General features: G+C 71.2%; 16 protein-coding genes. 12 read left to right on the top strand and 4 right to left on the bottom strand.

Annotated features, from left to right (window positions below):
* The first annotated feature begins 167 nt into the window (after positions 1-167).
* Positions 168-725 (top strand): transcriptional regulator NrdR, encoded by a 558-nt coding sequence (nrdR, locus tag AB0412_RS29185; protein ID WP_366405586.1) that lies wholly within the window; start codon positions 168-170, stop codon positions 723-725.
* Between the two features lie 159 nt (positions 726-884).
* On the top strand, positions 885-3767 hold the full coding sequence (locus AB0412_RS29180; RefSeq protein ID WP_366405585.1) for a vitamin B12-dependent ribonucleotide reductase: 2883 nt from the start codon (positions 885-887) through the stop codon (positions 3765-3767).
* Between the two features lie 124 nt (positions 3768-3891).
* On the opposite strand, the gene AB0412_RS29175 is transcribed toward AB0412_RS29180, so the two are convergent.
* Positions 3892-4425 carry a TerD family protein gene (locus tag AB0412_RS29175; protein WP_366405584.1) on the bottom strand — a complete coding sequence of 178 codons (534 nt, stop codon included), beginning with the start codon at positions 4423-4425 and terminating at the stop codon, positions 3892-3894.
* A gap of 156 nt (positions 4426-4581) precedes the next feature.
* On the opposite strand from AB0412_RS29175, the gene AB0412_RS29170 reads away from it, so the two are divergent.
* From AB0412_RS29170 to AB0412_RS29160, 3 genes are read left to right on the top strand one after another with little or no spacing between them, the layout of a single operon-like run.
* Positions 4582-5187, top strand: coding sequence for a YdbC family protein (locus AB0412_RS29170; RefSeq protein WP_366405583.1), 606 nt, complete (start codon positions 4582-4584; stop codon positions 5185-5187).
* A 51-nt stretch (positions 5188-5238) separates the two neighbouring features.
* The gene (locus AB0412_RS29165) at positions 5239-5898 is read left to right on the top strand and encodes a histidine phosphatase family protein (protein ID WP_366405582.1); all 660 of its coding nucleotides are present in this window, start codon (positions 5239-5241) and stop codon (positions 5896-5898) included.
* A 12-nt stretch (positions 5899-5910) separates the two neighbouring features.
* Entirely contained in the window at positions 5911-6819 is a 909-nt protein-coding gene (locus AB0412_RS29160; RefSeq protein ID WP_366405581.1) for an ADP-ribosylglycohydrolase family protein, read from the top strand.
* A 325-nt stretch (positions 6820-7144) separates the two neighbouring features.
* Here the strand turns inward: AB0412_RS29160 and AB0412_RS29155 are convergent, their stop codons facing one another.
* On the bottom strand, positions 7145-8692 hold the full coding sequence (locus AB0412_RS29155; RefSeq protein WP_366405580.1) for an MFS transporter: 1548 nt from the start codon (positions 8690-8692) through the stop codon (positions 7145-7147).
* Positions 8693-8878: 186 nt separating this feature from the next.
* On the opposite strand from AB0412_RS29155, the gene AB0412_RS29150 reads away from it, so the two are divergent.
* The 3 genes from AB0412_RS29150 (at position 8879) to AB0412_RS29140 (ending at position 10977) form a co-directional block, all read left to right on the top strand.
* Entirely contained in the window at positions 8879-9502 is a 624-nt protein-coding gene (locus AB0412_RS29150; RefSeq protein ID WP_366405579.1) for a TetR/AcrR family transcriptional regulator, read from the top strand.
* An 81-nt stretch (positions 9503-9583) separates the two neighbouring features.
* The gene (locus AB0412_RS29145) at positions 9584-10285 is read left to right on the top strand and encodes a ribonuclease HII (RefSeq protein WP_366405578.1); all 702 of its coding nucleotides are present in this window, start codon (positions 9584-9586) and stop codon (positions 10283-10285) included.
* Between the two features lie 68 nt (positions 10286-10353).
* Complete coding sequence (locus AB0412_RS29140; RefSeq protein ID WP_366405577.1) at positions 10354-10977, top strand: hypothetical protein; 624 nt, start codon at positions 10354-10356, stop codon at positions 10975-10977.
* Positions 10978-11206: 229 nt separating this feature from the next.
* Here the strand turns inward: AB0412_RS29140 and AB0412_RS29135 are convergent, their stop codons facing one another.
* The gene (locus tag AB0412_RS29135) at positions 11207-11821 is read right to left on the bottom strand and encodes a hypothetical protein (RefSeq protein WP_366405576.1); all 615 of its coding nucleotides are present in this window, start codon (positions 11819-11821) and stop codon (positions 11207-11209) included.
* A 290-nt stretch (positions 11822-12111) separates the two neighbouring features.
* Positions 12112-14283, bottom strand: a complete 2172-nt coding sequence (locus AB0412_RS29130; protein WP_366405575.1) for a RecQ family ATP-dependent DNA helicase — start codon at positions 14281-14283, stop codon at positions 12112-12114.
* Positions 14284-14485: 202 nt separating this feature from the next.
* Between AB0412_RS29130 and AB0412_RS29125 the strand changes: the two genes are divergently transcribed.
* The 4 genes from AB0412_RS29125 (at position 14486) to AB0412_RS29110 (ending at position 19457) form a co-directional block, all read left to right on the top strand.
* Positions 14486-14626, top strand: a complete 141-nt coding sequence (locus tag AB0412_RS29125) for a hypothetical protein (protein ID WP_366405574.1) — start codon at positions 14486-14488, stop codon at positions 14624-14626.
* On the top strand, positions 14623-15999 hold the full coding sequence (locus AB0412_RS29120; protein WP_366405573.1) for a DUF4192 domain-containing protein: 1377 nt from the start codon (positions 14623-14625) through the stop codon (positions 15997-15999). Before AB0412_RS29125 ends, AB0412_RS29120 begins: the two co-directional genes overlap by 4 nt.
* 651 nt (positions 16000-16650) lie before the next feature.
* Positions 16651-18567: a glycogen debranching N-terminal domain-containing protein gene (locus AB0412_RS29115; RefSeq protein ID WP_366405631.1), complete on the top strand. Its 1917-nt coding sequence runs from the start codon at positions 16651-16653 to the stop codon at positions 18565-18567.
* A gap of 131 nt (positions 18568-18698) precedes the next feature.
* A complete protein-coding gene (locus tag AB0412_RS29110) occupies positions 18699-19457 on the top strand; it encodes an NUDIX hydrolase (RefSeq protein WP_260826124.1) in 759 nt (252 codons plus the stop codon).
* Positions 19458-19543 lie beyond the last annotated feature (86 nt).

Here is a 19543-nt window from a genome sequence, read left to right as displayed (position 1 = left end):
ATGTATGAGCCAATCCCCACATCTAGTGGTTGGATTGCAGCAGCAGCCCAGAAGTTGTGGTCCCCCGGGTCTTCGTGCCCGCCGAGATCGCCTATGCTGGTGCTGCTTCGTGGGGCCCAAGAGGTCCGGCGAGGCTATTGAGTCTGCTGTGAGGAGGGTTGGAGTTCATGCACTGCCCCTTCTGCAGGCACCCCGACAGCCGAGTGGTGGACAGTCGTACGACCGACGACGGCACGTCGATCCGCAGGCGCCGCCAGTGTCCTGACTGCTCCCGTCGCTTCACCACCGTGGAGACGTGCTCGCTCATGGTGGTCAAGCGGTCCGGGGTCACCGAGCCCTTCAGCCGCACCAAGATCATCAACGGTGTGCGCAAGGCATGCCAGGGGCGGCCCGTCACGGAGGACGCGCTCGCCCAGCTCGGCCAGCGCGTCGAGGAAGCGGTACGGGCCACCGGAAGCGCCGAGCTGACCACCCACGACGTGGGTCTGGCCATACTCGGCCCATTGCAGGAGCTCGACCTCGTCGCCTATCTGCGGTTCGCCTCCGTCTACCGGGCGTTCGACTCGCTCGAGGACTTCGAGGCGGCGATCGCGGAACTCAGGCAGGCGGAACACCCCGTCGCGGACGACGAGGACCGCGCGGGAGCTGTCGCGGGGAGCCAGGAAGACGACAGCGGGTCCCCAGGGGCTGCGCAGGTCCCCGAGCCCGCCCACACCGCCGGCTGACCGGCAAGGCCGCTCGGAGCCGGTTCCGTGGACCGGCCGGGCGGCGGCGAGAAGACCTGTTGCGGGCGATGCGCGAGGGTGCCCGCAACACCAGACAGAACACGTGCCACGGGAACAACGGGGCACTTCAGGGCGTTTTTGCCCGTACAGGGAGGCGGCATGACAGAGACGGCGAGCGGTCCGGCACGGAGTTCCCGAGCCAAGAGCAACAAGGCCGGCAAGGGACTGCGTGTGGAGCGCATCCACACCACCCCGGGAGTCCACCCTTACGACGAGGTGGCCTGGGAGCGCCGTGACGTCGTCATGACCAACTGGCGCGACGGCTCGGTCAACTTCGAGCAGCGCGGCGTCGAGTTCCCCGACTTCTGGTCGGTGAACGCGGTCAACATCGTCACCAGCAAGTACTTCCGCGGTGCCGTCGGCACCCCGCAGCGCGAGACCAGCCTCAAGCAGCTGATCGACCGCATCGTGAAGACGTACCGGAAGGCCGGCGAGGACCACAAGTACTTCGCCTCGCCCGCCGACGCCGAGATCTTCGAGCACGAGCTGGCCTACGCCCTCCTGCACCAGATCTTCAGCTTCAACAGCCCTGTCTGGTTCAACGTCGGCACGCAGCAGCCGCAGCAGGTCTCCGCCTGCTTCATCCTCTCCGTCGACGACTCCATGGAGTCGATCCTCGACTGGTACAAGGAAGAGGGGATGATCTTCAAGGGCGGCTCGGGCGCCGGCCTGAACCTCTCCCGGATCCGCTCCTCCAAGGAGCTGCTGTCCTCCGGTGGCAACGCCTCCGGCCCGGTCTCCTTCATGCGCGGCGCCGACGCCTCCGCCGGCACCATCAAGTCCGGTGGCGCGACCCGCCGCGCCGCCAAGATGGTCGTCCTCGACGTGGACCACCCGGACATCGAGGACTTCATCGAGACCAAGGTCAAGGAAGAGGAGAAGATCCGCGTCCTGCGCGACGCGGGCTTCGACATGGATCTGGGCGGCGACGACATCACGTCCGTCCAGTACCAGAACGCCAACAACTCGGTCCGTGTGAACGACGAGTTCATGAAGGCGGTCGAGGACGGCGGCCAGTTCGGCCTGCGTGCCCGCATGACCGGCGAGGTCATCGAGGAGGTCGACGCCAAGGCGCTCTTCCGCAAGATCGCAGAGGCCGCCTGGGCGTGCGCCGACCCCGGCATCCAGTACGACGACACCATCAACAACTGGCACACCTGCCCCGAGTCCGGCCGGATCACCGCGTCGAACCCGTGCAGCGAGTACATGCACCTGGACAACACGTCCTGCAACCTGGCCTCGCTGAACCTGATGAAGTTCCTCAAGGACGACGGCAAGGGCAACCAGTCCTTCGAGACCGAGCGCTTCCAGAAGGTCGTCGAGCTGGTCATCACCGCGATGGACATCTCCATCTGCTTCGCGGACTTCCCGACGCAGAAGATCGGCGAGAACACCCGCGCCTTCCGCCAGCTCGGCATCGGCTACGCCAACCTCGGCGCCCTGCTGATGGCCACCGGCCACGCCTACGACTCCGACGGCGGCCGCGCCCTCGCCGGCGCCATCACCTCCCTGATGACGGGTACGGCCTACCGGCGCTCCGCCGAACTTGCCGCGGTCGTGGGCCCGTACGACGGCTACGCCCGCAACGCCGACGCCCACAAGCGCGTCATGAAGCAGCACGCCGACGCCAACGGCACGGCCGTGCGCATGGACGACCTGGACACCCCGGTGTGGGCCGCCGCCACCGAGGCCTGGCAGGACGTGCTGCGCCTCGGCGAGAAGAACGGTTTCCGTAACTCCCAGGCCTCCGTCCTCGCGCCGACCGGCACCATCGGCCTCGCGATGTCCTGCGACACCACCGGTGTCGAGCCCGACCTCGCGCTGGTCAAGTTCAAGAAGCTGGTCGGCGGCGGCTCGATGCAGATCGTCAACGGCACCGTCCCGCAGGCCCTGCGCCGCCTGGGCTACCAGGAGGAGCAGATCGAGGCGATCGTCGCCCACATCGCCGAGCACGGCAATGTGATCGACGCTCCGGGCCTCAAGCACGAGCACTACGAGGTGTTCGACTGCGCCATGGGCGAGCGCGCCATCTCCCCGATGGGCCACGTCCGCATGATGGCCGCGATCCAGCCGTGGATCTCCGGCGCCATCTCCAAGACGGTCAACATGCCGGAGACGGCGACCGTCGAGGAGGTCGAGGAGATCTACTTCGAGGCCTGGAAGCTGGGCGTCAAGGCGCTCGCCATCTACCGCGACAACTGCAAGGTCGGCCAGCCGCTCTCCGCCAAGAAGAAGGACGCCAAGGAGGAGAAGGCCGAGGAGCCCGTCCAGGCCAAGGTCGAGAAGGTCGTCGAGTACCGCCCGGTCCGCAAGCGGCTCCCCAAGGGCCGTCCCGGCATCACCACGTCCTTCACGGTCGGCGGCGCCGAGGGCTACATGACCGCCAACTCCTACCCGGACGACGGTCTCGGCGAGGTCTTCCTGAAGATGTCCAAGCAGGGCTCGACCCTCGCGGGCATGATGGACGCCTTCTCCATCGCGGTCTCGGTCGGCCTGCAGTACGGCGTGCCGCTGGAGACGTACGTCTCGAAGTTCACGAACATGCGCTTCGAGCCGGCCGGCATGACGGACGACCCGGACGTGCGGATGGCGCAGTCGATCGTCGACTACATCTTCCGCCGCCTGGCGCTGGACTTCCTGCCCTTCGAGACGCGCTCCGCGCTCGGCATCCACTCGGCCGAGGAGCGCCAGCGTCACCTGGAGACGGGTTCGTACGAGCCGTCGGACGACGAGGTCGACGTCGAGGGCCTGGCCCAGTCGGCGCCGCGCGCCCAGGAGCTGAAGGCGGTCTCCACGCCGAGGGCCGAGGTCGAGGCGGCCAAGCCCGCTCCGCAGCAGGCCCACACCAGCGCCGAGCTGGTCGAGATGCAGCTGGGCATCCAGGCCGACGCCCCGCTGTGCTTCTCCTGCGGCACGAAGATGCAGCGCGCAGGTTCCTGCTACATCTGCGAGGGCTGCGGCTCGACGAGCGGTTGCAGCTGACGCGTAGGTCTCCATGAGTAAGGGGCGCCAACCAATGGCCGGCGCCCCTTACTCATGTCGGCTACTCATGTCGGCTACTCGTGCCGGGCGACTGTTGCTGGGCGAGTGGTGGTGGCTCGGGGGCTCAAGGGCGGCGTGTCACGCCCATCGTGCGTGTGAAGGTGGCCGGATCGCCGTCGAAGCCCTGGACGCCAGGGTGGAACTCCCAAGGGCCGGAACCGTCCCTGACGAACTCGGCGACCGTCGCCGCCGTGGCGCCCAGGACTCCGCCGAAGTCGTCCTCGGCCAGGACGTCGTAGCCCTCACGGATCCGCAGGCCGGGATGGGCCACGCCGGAGAACGTCCGCCGCCCCTGGTGCTGCTGGATGATCACGCCGACCACCACGCGCGCGTACCGCTCGGCCAGCCGGTCCAGCTCCAGCGTCATGACCTCGTCGTAGCCGAAGCCCTTGCCGTCCTTGCTGTCCCGGTTGAGCGTGATGGTGCCGTCGGGGGAGCGGCTGTCGAAGTGCACCACGTAGTCGGGATCACCGTGGGGGTCGCTCGCCAGGTAGGGCGCTGCCACCAGATCGAGGTCGGTGGACGGCTGCCCCGACGGGCTCGGGTCCCACCTCAGCGCGATCTCGACCTTGCGGATGCCCTTGTTGAGGCCGTTCACCAGACTTCCCCTTCCCGTGACCGTCCTGCGCGCTCACCCCAACTGCCGGGGCTTTCCGGCAGGTTGCCCATCCTGCCACGCCCGCGCGAGCACGTGCCGGGAAGCAGTGCACGCGAGCGTGACCGGCGCCACGCTCCGTGGCCTTACGATGGCGCGGTGCTGGTCAAGTGGATTCGCTGCACCGTGGTGGACCGCCGCGGTTTTGAACGGGGACAGCGAAAGTGGGCGGGGCTTCTGGGGGAGCCGGGGTTTCGCGCGCAGGGCGGTGGCTGGAGCCGCGGGCGGCCGGACGTGGCGCACATCTTCTCCTTCTGGGAGAGCCGTGCCTTCTACGACTCCTTCATGGCGCGCTCCCACGACCGGCTCGCCTCGGCCCAGTCGGGCACCTTCAAGGACCCGCAGGTCAGGCTCTTCGATCATCGCTTCGACGTGAAGACCGGGTTCGAGCCCCGTTTCACGGACGCCGACCTGCTGAGGGTGGCCCTGTGCCGTGTCCATGAGGAGCGGGCCGAGCACTTCGTCCTGATGCAGGAGAAGGTGTGGAACCCGGCGATGGCCGGCTCGCCCGGCATGGTCCGCGGCCTGTTCGGCGAGGCGCCCGGTCACGAGTTCCTGGTGCTGTCGATGTGGCACTCCGCCGCCGAGCACGGCAAGTACCGCACCGAGCGCGTGGAACGCCTCGCGCTCAGGGCCCAGACGGAGGCCGACATCGCTGCGCTCACGGGGGACATCGTGGACATGGAACCGGCCTGGACGGTTTGAACTCCGGACGGGCGTCGAGAGGGCGGGGACGCCTACCACTAGGGTTTTGGCATGGCACGACCACGGCGCATCGTTCTTGTCCGGCACGGCGAGTCAACGGGCAATGTTGATGACTCCGTGTACGAACGCGAACCCGATCACGCGCTGGCCCTCACCGAGCGGGGCAGGCGACAGGCCGAGGAGACGGGCAGGCGTCTGCGCGACCTCTTCGGCCGCGAGCGCGTCAGCGTGTACGTCTCCCCCTACCGCCGTACGCTCCAGACCCTGAGCGCCTTCCGGCTCGACCCGGAGCTCATACGTGTGCGTGAGGAGCCGCGGCTGCGCGAGCAGGACTGGGGCAACTGGCAGGACCGCGAGGACGTGCGCCTGCAGAAGGCCTACCGGGACGCGTACGGGCACTTCTTCTACCGCTTCGCCCAGGGCGAGTCCGGAGCCGACGTCTACGACCGGGTCGGCGGTTTCCTGGAGAGTCTGTTCCGCAGCTTCGAGGCCCCCGATCACCCGCCGAACGTGCTCATCGTGACCCATGGTCTGGCCATGCGGCTGTTCTGCATGCGGTGGTTCCACTGGACGGTGGCGGAGTTCGAGTCGCTGTCGAACCCGGGGAACGCGGAGATGCGGATGCTCGTTCTGGGGGAGGACGGCAAGTACACGCTTGACCGGCCTTTCGAACGGTGGCGTGATCCGGAGCCGTACGGGATCACCGGATAGAGTGGCAGGGCGATGACCGCTGACTCCTCTCCCGTCGGGCGCCTGGACCGCGCCCTGGCCAGCCTGCGCGGACTGTCGGTGGGGGACGCGCTCGGCTCCCAGTTCTTCGTTCCGGTGAACTACCCGCTGCTCAAGCGCCGCGAGCTGCCCCCCGCCCCGTGGCAGTGGACCGACGACACGGAGATGGCCTGCTCCGTGGTCGCCGTCCTCGTCGCCCATCACCGGATCGACCAGGACGCCCTCGCGCGGTCCTTCGCCGAGCACCAGGACTTCGACCGCGGCTACGGCCCCGCGGTCGGCCGGCTGCTGCGGCAGGTCCGCGAAGGCGGCGACTGGCGTGAGCTCGCCGCCGCGCTGTTCAACGGACAGGGCTCGTGGGGCAACGGTGCCGCGATGCGCATCGCCCCGCTGGGCGCCTGGTACGCCGACGATCCCGAGCAGGCCACCCACCAGGCCGAGATCTCGGCCTATCCCACGCATCAGCACCGCGAGGCCGTGGTCGGGGCCATGGCGGTCGCCGCGGCGGCCGCGCTGGCCGCCGCGCCCGGTGGACCGCCCGGCGCGGAAGCCCTCCTCGACGGGGTCATCGACCTGGTGCCCAAGCGGAGCGCGGTCGGCGCGGGGCTGCGCCGCGCCCGGGACATGCTCGACTACGGCGACGCGGCCACGGTTGCCGCCGTGCTCGGCTGCGGACGGCGTACGACGGCTCATGACACCGTGCCCTTCGCGCTGTGGTCGGCCGCCCGCGGCCTCGGCGACTACGAGCAGGCGTTCTGGACGACCGCACAGGCGGGCGGTGACGTCGACACGACGTGCGCCATCGTGGGCGGAGTGATCGCCGCAGGCAAGGCCGGGGCGCCGCCCGCCGAGTGGGCCGACCGGGTCGAGGCCTTGCCCGCGTGGTTGCCGGTCTCGATGTAGTTCGAAACTCTCCGTGCGCGCTGGGAACTCTGCGTGACTGCCCGGGCGTTGTCGTGACATCCGCTGTGTGAGCCATGGGGGCTCACGGTGAGCCAGTGGGGCTCACGGACGCGGTGGTCACTGGGAAGTCATGGGGGTGGTCGTGGACGTGGTGCTTGTCGTCCTGCTCGTCCTGCCCGTCCTACCCGTCCTGCTTGTCGTACCCGTCCTGCTCGTTCTGCCGGCTCGGAGGGGTGTCGTGACACGGGAGCGGCCCGGCGCTCGCCGACCTGCCCCCGTGACGCGGGTCGGTGAGCTGCCGGGCCGTGCCCGTCGTCCTCCGTCGTCAGCCGATACCGGGGCCGGCCGAGCCGGAGAGTGCCTCGAGGTCGCTCTTGCGGACCCTGATCACCAGCCACGCGGTGACCAGAGCCAGGACTGCCATGGCGGCAGCCGGGATGAAGGCCGTCGAGATGCCCTGCGCCAGCACTTCGTGGCCCCAGGGCGCGGGCAGCTGGTGCGTCTGGGCGAACTCGGCCTTCTGCTCCGGTGTCGCCTCGGCCATGAAGCTCGCCATCTGTTGCTCCGCCTCGTCCCTGCTGGCCGTGCCGAACACCGTGGTGAGGAGGGCCAGCCCGACCGAGCCGCCCACCTGCTGGGTCGCGTTGAGCAGCCCGGACGCGGCACCCGCCTCGTGCTGGGCCACACCGGAGACGGCGGTGAGCGTCAGCGTCACGAAGTTCAGACCCATGCCGAAGCCGAAGATCAGCATCGGGCCGAGGATGCCGCCGACGTAGGAGCTGTCGGAGCTGATCAGGGTCTGCCAGGCGAGGCCGATCGCCGCGAGCGCCGATCCGACCAGCATGAACGGCTTGGGGCCGAACACCGGGAGGAACCGCTGAGAGAGCCCCGCTCCCAGTGCGATCACGACGGTCACGGGCAGGAAGGCGAGACCCGCCTCGATCGGGGTGTAGCCGAGGACGTTCTGTACGAAGAGAACGATGTAGAAGAACATGCCGAACATCGCCGCGGCCAGGCTCAGCATGATCAGATACGTGCCCGAGCGGTTGCGGTCGGCGAACATCCGCAGTGGCGTGATCGGCTCCTTGGCGCGGGACTCGATGAGCGCGAAGGCCGCCAGGAGCACCACCGCCGCGGCGAAGGAACCGATGGTCAGGCTGTCTCGCCAGCCCTCGTCGGCCGCTCGGATGAAGCCGTAGACGAGCGATGCCATACCGGCCGTCGAGGTCACCGCGCCCGCGACGTCGAAGCGGCCGGAGTGCCGTTCGGACTCGCTGATGTAGAGCGGGGTGAGTACGGCGATCAGTACACCGATCGGCACATTGACGAAGAGCACCCACCGCCAGTCGAGCCACTCGGTGAGCATGCCGCCCGCGAGCAGACCGATGGCGCCACCGCCGGCCGACACCGCGGCGAAGACGCCGAAGGCCCGGTTGCGCTCGGGCCCCTCGGGGAACGTGGTGGTGATGAGCGCCAGCGACGTGGGCGACGCGATCGCACCGCCGACACCCTGCAGGACGCGCGCGGCCAGCAGCTGCCAGGGCTCCTGGGCGAGTCCGCCGAGCAGCGAGGCGAGGGTGAACAGCAGGATGCCGCTCATGAAGACGCGGCGGCGGCCGAGGATGTCACCGGCTCGGCCACCGAGGAGGAGCAGGCCGCCGAACGTCAGGGTGTAGGAGCTGACCACCCAGGTGAGGTCCGTGGTGCTGAACTCGAGAGCGTTCTGGATGTGCGGCAGCGCGATGTTCACAATCGTCGCGTCGAGCACCACCATGAGTTGGCAGGCAGCGATGACGGTGAGCGCGATGCCGGGATGCCCGTCCCGGCGAGCCGCACCGGGCTTCTGGTCCTGAATCAACGGAGAGGTTGTCACTATGGGTCCCCCATGAGTGCGTCAGTGAACGCTCGCGTTCACTGTTGCGTCAACGGTAGGAGTCCCGGACAGTGAACGCAAGCGTTCACTGAACGTGGGTCCGTCCGGCACATCCCCCGTAGGTGCCGGACGGTCCGTCCCCGATCCCCGGAATGCCCGCTTCCTCTGCTCGTTGGAGAGAGTCAGATGGTTACTTCGAGCTGGGCGGCCGCACACGCTCAGACGGCCGCTTCCCGTCGCCGCGGTGCCGTGCTGGAACGCGCGATCCTCGACGCCGCACTGGAACAGCTCAGCACGGTCGGCTGGAACGGCCTGACGATGGAGGGCGTCGCCGCCGGCGCTCAGACCGGAAAGGCCGCCGTCTACCGCCGTTGGCCCTCCAAGGAGGACCTCGTCGCCGACGCCCTGCGGGCCGGGCTGCCGCAACTGGCGGCCGCGCCGGACCTGGGCAGTGTGCGCGAAGAGCTGCTGGAGCTCTGCCGGCGAGCGCGCGACGCGATGTTCTCGCCGCCGGGAGTCGCGCTGCGTTCCGTGATTCACGAATGTGACACCACGCAGGCCGAGCGCTTCCACGGTGTGATCTTCGAAGGGGTGGTGGAGCCGACCATCAGGATGCTGCGCGGCGTGATCGAGCGGGGGATCGAGCGGGGTGAGGTGCGGCCGGACGCGGCGAACGGCTACGTCTTCGACGCGATCCCGGCGATGATGATGTACCGATCGAAGATGTGCGCCAGCGAATGGCCGGACGCGGATCTGGAGGAGATGATCGACCAGTTGATGGTTCCGCTGCTCCGGCCGAACGGGTCCTGAGCCGGTGTCGCGGAGCCTGTGATGTCCCACGGGGAACCGGCCTGTCGCACGCCGTTCCCGGCGGCGTACGCTAAGGGCGCCATGCCGTACGAACCACCCACTCACACCGTCGAGCGCTCGTTGCGCGCCACGACCGGGGCGAAGATCATTGCAGGTGTCGACGAGGTGGGCCGCGGTGCGTGGGCCGGGCCGGTCACCGTCTGCGCGGCGATCACCGGACTGCGCCGGCCGCCCGAAGGGCTCACCGACTCCAAGCTCCTCACGGTCAAGCGGCGCACCGAACTCGCCGAGACCCTGCGGACATGGGTGACCTCCTACGCCCTCGGGCACGCTTCCCCGGAGGAGATCGACGACCTGGGGATGACGGCCGCGCTGCGGCTGGCGGCGGTCCGTGCGCTGGAAGGACTGCCGGTCCGCCCCGACGCCGTGATACTCGACGGCAAGCACAACTACCTCGGTGCCCCCTGGCAGGTCCGTACGGTGATCAAGGGTGACCAGTCGTGCGTGGCGGTCGCGGCGGCCTCGGTGATCGCCAAGGTTCAGCGCGACAAAATGATGGCCGAACTGGGCATCGACCATGCAGACTTCGGTTTTGCGGACAACGCCGGGTATCCGTCGCCCGTGCACAAGGCCGCGCTGGAGGTTCGGGGACCCACCCCGCACCACCGCTTGTCGTGGGCGTATCTTGATGCGCTGCCCCAATGGCGGCACCTCAAGAAGGTCCGCACCTTGGCGGACGGAAGCGTTCCGGAGATCGAGGGTCAGCTCGGCTTCGATTTCTGACGGTTCCGCTCGCACTCAAGTGCCACCCGGCGGCGCGAGCCGTACCAACGTTTGATAAAAATCAGCTCATGCCTCTCATTCCCGAGGAGCCTCAGATTCACGAGAGTGCCCAGGGTCCCCGCGCCACTCCGGCCAGCGGCCGCACCGCGCCGACCCCCCGACCCGTACCCGGCCCCCGCCCCGCGGCTCCGTCGCGTCCCGGACGTCCCGGCCCCGTCCGGCCGACGCCGCCCGCCCAACGCACCCCGCGTGACGGGGCCGCCGCGGCCAAGCCCGGTCCCTCGGCTCCGGCCGCCGCGGCCGCTCCGCAGATCCAGCTGATCCCCGCTTCGGTCCAGGGGGCGCTCGACGCCGCCGAGGAAGCCGTGGACCTGCTCCTGGACTCGGGCCGTGCGCCTGGGGACGTGCTGGTCATCACCACCGGTGAGCAGCACCCGTGGGCCACCCACGAACTGTCCTTCGGTGAATCCTCCTACTGGGCCCAGCACGACGCCGGGGACGACGTCTTCTACACGGACGCCGCCGTCGCCGACCGCGCCGGCAAGCGGCCTGTCGTCGTGGTCGCCGTCAACGGCGGTGCCGAGTCTGTGGCCGCTTCCGCCCTGTCCGTCGCGCACTCCAAGGCGGGCGCCCTGCTGATCGTCTGCGGCGACCCGCAGCGCATCAACTCGGTGCTGGGCGCGGGCGTCTGAGCCGAACGCCCTTCGCGTCCGGACGGGCGCGGTGGGCCGAGCACTGCCGCCGGTCCGGCTCGCCGCGGAGCGTCCGTCTGCCGGTGAGCTGTTCCCGCGCATCAGGAGGGCGGAGAGTGTTCGGTCCCGGCCCAGCGAGGGGTCGTTCGGGACGCACTCCCAGCCTTCGACGGTCCCAGCCTCCGACGGCCGGGGCACACGGCACCGGCCGGGCGGGCGGCCTGGGCCCTCAGCGGGCCGCCGCGCGGCGGAGAACCTCTGATGCCACACCGCCGGTGCGGGGTATTCGGGGCGGTGCCTCGGACGTGGCGAACGGCTCCGGTGCCGAGTCGGCGCTGGGGCGGCGTCCGCCGCGGCCCTCGCCGAGCACCTGCCAGCCGTCACGGGTCAGCGTGATGTACGCCCCGCACCGCAGCCCGTGCAGCGTGCAGGCGTCCCGCAGTCCCCACATCCACGCGCCGTCCTCCTCCGTCCAACGCGCGTCCCCGTCACGGCAGTAGAGCAGGACCGCCGTGCGCACGGGGGTGCGGCGGCGCAGGTCGTGCGGGATGACCCGGCGCAACTGGGCCAGCAGCGCATTGCGGAACATCCAGCCGTCCGCCGGTGCGGGGCGACGGGTGAACGACGCACTCGCCCGCAGGCGCTCGTCCGGATCGAGCACGGCGACGACCGCCGTCGCCGGACCGGGACGGTGCCGGGCGTGCAGTCCGCTGACGACCTCACGCGGGTTGCGCAGCAGCGGAATCCCCGCGGCGGCCCACTCCGCGGGTTCGAGCACACGGGTGGCGGAAGCGGCGGGCGTCGACAGTGAGGCCGCCGAGGACGGAGCGAATCCGAAGGTCACGATCCTCCCTTCGGCTACGCCCACACTGCGGGCGGGTCGGATTCGGGGGAGCGCGCACGCAACAGAGCCCTACCGGAGCGGCAGACGAGCCGTGCGGGTGCGGACTTCAATTCTTCCTGTCGAACTTGGATGCGGCAACGAGCAATTGAGGCAGCCGCCCACTATGTGACACTGCGTGGCTTATATCCCCAGGAAGTGTATGAACGGGCCACGCATGGGGCGTTCGATCACGACACGTTCGTACGGCATGCGGATGCGTGGCGTCCAGGGGTGTGGGGCCCGACGCTCTGTCAGCCCTGCACGGCGAGCACCAGGGGCAACACCCCCTCGGCGCCGGCTCGCCTGAGCAGCCGAGCCGCGACCGCGAGGGTCCAGCCGGTCTCCGTGTAGTCGTCCACGAGGAGAACCGGGCCGTGCGCGGCGGCGAGCGTGGCCGCGAGCGCGGGGGGCACCGTCAGCGCCCCGTCGAGGGCCTTCAGTCGCTGGGCGCTGTTGCTGCGGGACGCCTGGCCCGGCTGCGCCTCACCGGTGTACTCCACCGAACCGAGCAGCGGCAGTCGTCCGATCTCCGCGATGCGCGCACCCAGCGTGTGGATCAGTCGCGGGCGGCTGTGCGAGGCGACGGTGACCACCCCGACCGGCCGGGGCGGGGCATCCGGCGCTCCGGAAGCCCAGCCGCCGGGGCCGCGGGCCCAGTCGGCCAGCACACTCACCACGGCGCGGGCCACGTCGTCGGGCACCGGGCCGTCCGGCGCCTGGGGCGCCAACATGGGGCGCAGCCGGTTGCCCCAGCCGATGTCCGACAGACGGCCCAACGCCCTGCCCCGCGCCGCCTGTTCCGCCGCCGGAATGCGGCCCTTGAGGTCCATGCCGATCGCCGGAAGGCCGGTGGGCCACATGCGCCGGGGTTCCACCTCGACGCCCGCCCTGCCGAGGTCGTCACGCGCCGCCTCCAGCGCGGCCGTGGACGTCTGAGCGGTGTGCCGCGGGCCAGCGCAGTTGTCGCAGCGGCCGCAGGGCCTGGCCGCCTCGTCGTCCAACTGGCGCTGCAGGAACTCCATCCGGCAGCCCGTGGTCTCCGCGTACTCGCGCATCGCCTGCTGTTCGGCCTTGCGCTGGCGCGCCACCCACGCGTACCGCTCGGCGTCGTACGTCCACGGCTGCCCGGTGGCGATCCAGCCGCCCTTCACCCGTCGCACCGCCCCGTCCACGTCCAGGACCTTGAGCATCGTCTCCAGCCGGGAACGGCGCAGCTCCACCAGGGGTTCGAGGGCAGGCAGCGACAGGGGCCGGTCGGCGCCCGCGAGGATGTCGAGCGTGCGGCGCACCAACTCCTCTGAGGGGAAGGCGAGCGAGGCGAAGTACTCCCAGATCGCCTCGTCCTCCTTGCCCGGAAGGAGCAGCACCTCGGCATGCCGGACACCGCGACCCGCGCGGCCGACCTGCTGGTAGTACGAGATGGGGGAGGACGGCGAGCCGAGGTGCACGACGAAGCCCAGATCGGGCTTGTCGAAGCCCATGCCGAGTGCCGAGGTGGCGACCAGGGCCTTCACCTTGTTGGCGAGCAGGTCCTCCTCGGCCTGCTGCCGGTCGGCGTTCTCCGTCTTGCCGGTGTAGGAGGCGACGGTGTGACCGCGCTGCCGCAGAAACGCCGTGACCTCCTCGGCCGCGGCCACGGTGAGGGTGTAGATGATCCCCGAGCCCGGCAGTTCGTCCAGGTGATCGGCGAGCCAGGCCATCCGGTGTGCGGCGTCCGGCAGGCGCAGCACGCTCAGGCTCAGGCTCTCCCGGTCGAGGGGGCCCCGCAGCACCAGGGCGTCCGAGGTGCCTCCGGTGCCGAGCTGCTCGGCGACGTCCGCGGTCACGCGCGCGTTGGCGGTGGCGGTGGTGGCGAGCACGGGCACGCCGGGCGGGAGATCGGTGAGCATGGTGCGCAGTCGGCGGTAGTCCGGGCGGAAGTCATGGCCCCAGTCGGAGATGCAGTGGGCCTCGTCCACCACGAGGAGCCCGGTCGCGGCGGCCAGCTTGGGCAGCACCTCGTCGCGGAAGTCCGGGTTGTTCAGCCGCTCGGGACTCACCAGCAGCACGTCGACGTCGCCGGCGGCGATCTCGCTCTGGACGGTGTCCCACTCCTCGCTGTTCGACGAGTTGATCGTCCGGGCGTGGATGCCGGCTCTGGCGGCGGCCTCGACCTGGTTGCGCATGAGCGCCAGCAGCGGGGAGACGATCACGGTGGGGCCGCTGCCCTGCGCCCGCAGCAGCGACGTGGCCACGAAATAGACCGCGGACTTGCCCCAGCCGGTGCGCTGGACGACCAGGGCCCGTCGCTTGTCGGCGACCAGTGCCTCGATCGCCCGCCACTGGTCCTCGCGCAGCCGGGCCTCGCCAGAGGCGTCCCCGACGAGACGGGCGAGAACGGCGTCGGCGGCCGCCCGCAGATCCGCGTTGCTGGTGTGCTCCATACGCCCCATACAACAGGACGGCGCTGACAGCCGGGTCGGTGAGCGCGGAAGGCCAGGTCAGAGCCGTTGTGACGTGTCCCTGATTGAAGTTGTCCACAGGGGAAACCGGAAGATTGCATTCCGCGAGATCGTCTTCGCATGACGAATCACAGCGAAACGACTGGATCCTCCGAAAACGGCGACATCACCGACCGTGACACTCATGGAGACGACCACGGCCCTCGCGAAGACGACCACGGCCCTCGCGAAGATGAACACGACCGTCCCGGAGCCGACCACGACCGTCCAGGAGCCGACCCCGGCTGCACCGCCTACGTCGCCCACGGCGACCAGCAACAGGTGACCCTGCGCACCCCGGCCGAACTCGCCGACGCGCTGCCCTACCTGCTCGGGTACCGCCCCGAGGACAGCATCGTCCTGGTGGCCCTGCACGACAAGGACGGGCGGGGCCGGTTCGGTGGCCGCGCGCGGCTCGGCATCCCGCCGAACGCGGGCGACTGGCCGGCCGCCGCCCGGCAGCTGGCTCACGGGCTGGTCAAGGGCAGCGAACGCCGGGGCGGCCGACCCGAGCAGATGGTTCTCTTCCTCTGCCAGGAACCGGTGAAGGGCGAAACCGGGCGCCAGGTCAAGGAGCGGCTGGGCCCGCTCGCGCACACCCTGCGCCTTGAGTGCGGGGGACTCGACGTGCCGGTGGTGGAAGCCCTGTGCATCTCCGACGGCCGGTTCTGGTCGTACTGCTGCGACAACCAGGGCTGCTGTCCGGCCGAGGGCACACCGATGGGCCTGCCGGGTACGTCGGTGCTGGCCGCCGCGGCGACCTACGCGGGGCTTCAGGTGCGTGGCACACTGCGTGAGCTGCGCGCGAGGCTGCTCCCGTGGGACAGGCCGGCCGCCCTCGAGCAGGAAGTCGCCCTGGACACCGCAGGGCTGACGACGGTCCCCCGGATCCTCGACGCAGCGGGTCGCCACGAGGTCGCCGAGGAGACGCTGCGCCTCGCCGAGCGGGTCATGGGTCGGCTCGCCGACGCCCCGCTCGTGACCGGCATGCTCGCGGCGGATCTGCGCGACGACGAGCTGATCACGCACGACGAGGCGGCGACGTTGATCCTCGGCCTGCAGGACCGCACGACCCGCGATCGCGCGGCCGAGTGGATGGAGGGCGAGGCGGCGGGCCCCGCCCTCCGGCTGTGGCGGGCCCTGGCGCGGCGCTGCGTCGGACCCTACGCCGAACACGCCGCGGCACCCCTCACCCTCGCCGGCTGGGTCGCCTGGTCCACCGGCGACGAACTCGAGGCGAGGGAGGCACTCGCCATGGCCCTGGGCGCCGATCCCGACTACCTGTTCGCCCGGCTCCTGCACCAGGCCTGCAACGAGGGCCTCGACCCGGAGTCCATCCGCCGCTGCCTGCGCGCGGAACGCGAGAACCGGGAACGGCCGGAACCCGAGCCCGCCGTGTCCGCCCCGCAGGAGACCCCCTCGCACCGCCGAGTCCGGACGCGAGCCCGCGGTGCCACTGGTGGTCGCTCCCCGCGCAGGTCGCGTGCGGAGGCCGGCGGAGCGAGCGCGCGCCTTCCGCGTCCGCGCGGGTCGGCGCGGCGTACGCACCCCGGCGGTGCGGCAGAGATCAGCAGGCGTCCGGACGGCGTGCGCGGGATGCAGGCCCGGCAGGAAGGCACGCGACAGGCCGGTGCCGAGAGCGGCAACGGGGAGGACTGAGTGAGCGGGCGGACAGGAGTAGGCGCGCTGAGCCGGGCGCGAGTGTGCGTTGAGCGGGGTGCGGCGCGGGCGCCGGCGCTCGACGGCCGCAGGGAAGGAAGTGGCTTCTGGGGTCGGCGGCGGTCGGACCTCATGCGGTGGCTGAAGCGAACGGCCAGGGGCCCGCGCGGATCGGGAGGCGGTGGCGGGCGGACGGCGCGGTCACTCGGCTGCGGGCGTGACCTGGCGGAGGCCGGTGCCGTTCGCCCCAGTGGCAGAACGCCTGCACGAGGCGGGACGCCGTGCAGCCCCTGCCCGCCCGGATGCCCCCGGCACCGGACGCGGTCAGGGCCCCCGGAGCGCACAGAAAGCCTGTCCATGCACCAGCCGAGTCCGCCCTGGCCCACGGCCGACGACGACCACTCCACCGAGGCCGGACAGCCTTCGCGGCTCACGACGCCTGCCGGGTCCTCATCCGGCACGGGCGGCACCCCAGGCCCCTCCGTCCCGCCGCCGGGCCGGACGCGCCCAGCCGGCGAACCACCCACCGCGCGACCGGCCGTCGCCTCACCCGCCGGGGCCGAGGCGCACCGGCCCCGCACGCCTCCTCACGGTGGCACGGGCGCCGCTCCCCGGCGGACCGCCGAGTTGCCGCCCGCTCATACGGCTCTGATCTGCGTCGCACTTCCCGGGCTCGTCATCTCGACGGAGGGCGGGCAGTTGACCGGTCACGGGCTTGAGGGCTTCTACCGGGCCGGGCGGCGGCTTCTCTCCCGGTGCCAGGTCCGCGTCGGCGGGCGGGAGCCGCTCGCGGTGCAGGCCCGGATGGTCGCCGCCGATCGTGCCCGCTTCGTGGGAACACTGCGCACGGCCCCGCACGGCGGCCCGGATCCCGATGTTCTCGTCGAACGCACCCGATGCGCGGACGGTACGGAGCGGATCACGCTGCACAGCGCGGCGCAGCGTCCGCTGCGCCTGTCCGTCGAGGCGGCCCTCGGCACGGACCTCGCCGACCTCGGAGAGATCGCGTCGGGCGGGGCGGGTCCGGAGCTGCCCGCCGCAGTGAGCGACTCCGGCCTGCGCTGGGCGTGCGCCGCGGCAACCGCGTCGGTCACGGCCGAGCCCGCGCCCGCCGACGCGCTCGCCTCGGCCGGACTGCTGCGCTGGGAACTCGACCTGCCCCCGGGCGGCAGCGTGAGCGTGGAATTGCGCGTACGGCTGGAGGGGACCCCGCCTCTGCGCACCGCGGGCCGTGCGGCCACGAGCCCGCTGGCCCCGGCCCGTGCTGTGGGGGACGACGCCCGGGTGTCCGCGCTGCTGCGGACGAGCATCGAGGATCTGCGGGCGCTGCTGCTGCGTGACCCCGCGCACCCCACTGCCGTCTACGCGGCCGCCGGCGCACCGTGGCGATGCGGTCTGGCGCCGGCCGACGCGCTCGCCGCGGCGCGCATGGCGCTGCCCCTCGGTACCACCCTCGCCGCAGGCACCCTGCGTACGCTCGCCCGTACCCAACTCACCGGCCCCGGACCGCAGTCGGGCCGCATCCCTGGCCCTCGCCGGGACGCGGGACCCTGTCTCCCCCCGAGTTGCACGGGCACGGAGGCCACCCTGCTGTTCCCCGTGCTCCTGGCCGAGGCCCGCCGCTGGGGGCTGCCCGAGCGTGAGACGCAGGAGCTGCTGCCCGCCGCCGAACGCTGTCTGACCTGGCTGCGCAACACCGTGGGCGACGGCGTCTGCCTGCCCGACCCGCACCCGGGCGGTCCCGTCCGCTGCGAGACGCAGGCCCACGCCCATCGTGCCGCGCTGCTCGGAGCCGATCTGCTCGACGCCTGTGGCAGACCGGGCGCCGACGGACTCCGGCAGTGGGCGGACGCACTGCGCACGGCGTTCCAGGACGACTTCTGGATCGACGACCGCGGCGGCGGACGGCCGGCCGCGGCCCGCACGCCGGACGGCCGCCTCGTGCCGCACCTGGGCGCATGGACAGTGCACCTGCTCGACACCGGCCTGCTGGGCGGAGGCGAACTCGCCCCCGGCCTCCTGGACAAGGCGCGCACCGAGCAACTGGCCCGGCTGCTCGGCGCCCCCGGGATGGATGCGGGGTGGGGGCTGCGCGGGCTGGCCGCGAACGAGCCGGGACACAACCCGTTCGGCCACCGCGCCGGTGCCGTACGCGTCCACGAGACGGCACTCGCCGTCACGGGTCTGGCCGCGGCCGGCTACGAGCGAGAGGCGGCCTCGCTGCTGCGGGGGATCCTCGGGGCGGCGGAGGCGTTCGGGCATCGGCTGCCTGAGATGTACGCCGGTCTGCAGCGGACGGAGGGCAGCGCGCCGCTCCCGCACCCGACCGCCTGCCGCCCCGCGGCGACGGCCGCGGCCGCAGGCGTCCTGCTGATCACCGCCCTCGCGGGAATCCGCCCGGACGCCCCGGCCGGGACGGTCACCCTGCGCCCGATGCGCAGCGCACCACTGGGCGAGATCGGCCTCACCGGACTGCGAGTCGCCGGCGCGCCCTTCGCCGTACGGGTCAGCCGCCTCGGAATGGCCATGGTCGAGGAAGCCACGGACGGACTGCAACTGGGAGTGTGACCTGGCCGGACGTGTGATCGCGGGGATACCGGACGAGAACGGCGCGGGCCGTGGCGGACCGAAGTGGATCAGCCATGGATGCGACCGGCGAAGGGAGTGTTTATCGTCAGGCAGACGACTATGATCGCGGCATGCCCTACGACCCGTCAGCGTTTCCGCCCTTCGCCGTCACCGTGGACCTGGTCGTGCTGACCGTGCGCCGCCATTCCCTGTGCGCGCTGGCGGTGCGCAGGGGTGAGCCGCCGTTTCAGGGGCGCTGGGCACTGCCGGGCGGTTTCGTACGGGCCGACGAGGACCTCGCGCAGGCGGCGGCGCGCGAGCTGGCCGAGGAGACCGGGCTGCGGGTCCACGACCCGGCCGTTCCCGCCCAGGACAACGGCGCTCACCTGGAACAGCTCGCCACGTACGGCGACCCCAAGCGTGATCCGCGGATGCGCGTCGTCAGCGTCGCGCATCTGGCTCTCGCCCCGGACCTGCCCGCACCGCGCGCCGGCGGCGACGCCAGCAACGCACGCTGGGCGCCGGTCGAGGAACTGCTGCAGCAGGGCGGTTACGGCCGGGACGGGGAGCCGGTGGCACCCCTCGCGTTCGACCACGCCCAGATCCTCGCGGACGGTGTCGAGCGCGCCCGTTCCAAGATCGAGTACTCGTCGCTGGCCACCGCCTTCTGCCCGCCCGAGTTCACCGTCGGAGAGCTGCGCCGCGTCTATGAGGCGGTCTGGGGGGTGGCGCTTGACCCGCGCAACTTCCACCGCAAGGTGACCGGGACACCGGGCTTCCTCGTACCCACCGGTGGTACGACCACACGGCAGGGCGGTCGCCCAGCCCAGCTCTTCCGGGCCGGCGGAGCCACCCTGCTCAATCCGCCGATGCTGCGCCCCGAGGTGTGACGGAGGCGCCCCGCAGGGGCGCCGGCCGGGTGCGCGCCCGCAGCCCAGGCCCGAGGCTGTCCGCAGCATGCCCGGGGATTCCCGAA

The sequence above is a fragment of the Streptomyces sp. NPDC052012 genome (genome assembly GCF_040689265.1).
Classification (GTDB): Bacteria; Actinomycetota; Actinomycetes; order Streptomycetales; family Streptomycetaceae; genus Streptomyces.
Note: the sequence above shows the minus strand (reverse complement) of the source record. Positions and strands in the feature narration are given on the sequence as shown.